Source organism: Vibrio sp. 1727 (genome assembly GCF_033344415.1).
Lineage (GTDB): Bacteria > Pseudomonadota > Gammaproteobacteria > Enterobacterales > Vibrionaceae > Vibrio > Vibrio alginolyticus.
This window is the reverse complement of sequence record NZ_JAWPOT010000689.1, coordinates 1-512: the sequence shown is the minus strand read 5'-3', so window position 1 is coordinate 512 and position 512 is coordinate 1. Positions and strand designations below refer to the sequence as shown.

General features: G+C 47.7%; 1 protein-coding gene. It reads left to right on the top strand.

Features of this window, described 5'->3' with window-relative positions; translation table 11 throughout:
- On the top strand, nt 1–512 hold a 512-nt coding region (locus R8O10_RS27635), incomplete at both ends, for a murein hydrolase activator EnvC family protein (RefSeq protein WP_318192285.1).

The following is a 512-nucleotide window of genomic DNA, read 5'->3' as shown; positions in this document are numbered from 1 at the left end:
AAAGCGTACCGCACTGGCCAGTACGCAGTCGAATCGTAAGCAAACGCTGAACAAAATTCAGAGCAGCATTAAAAACGACAAACGTTACCTTGCTGAGCTACAACGCAATGAAACCCGTCTAAAAGCCGAGATTGCAAAAGCCGCCAAACGAAATGCAGTACCAATGGACGGGCTCGGCAAACAGCGCGGCAAACTACCATGGCCACTAAAAGGCAGTGTGTTACATAACTTCGGTACGCGTCAAACCGGACAAGTAAACTGGAAAGGTATGGTGCTTTCCGCTAACTATGGTCAACAAGTTAAAGCAGTTTACCCTGGCACAGTCGTATTTGCAGAGTATTTAAGAGGTTACGGTTTAGTGGTGCTGCTTGATCACGGTAAAGGTGACATGACGCTTTACGGCTACAATCAAGCGTTAACCAAAAAAGAAGGCGATAAAGTCACCGCAGGCGAAGTGATAGCACTCGCTGGTGATACAGGCGGGCAGGACCGACCATCACTGTATTTCGAAA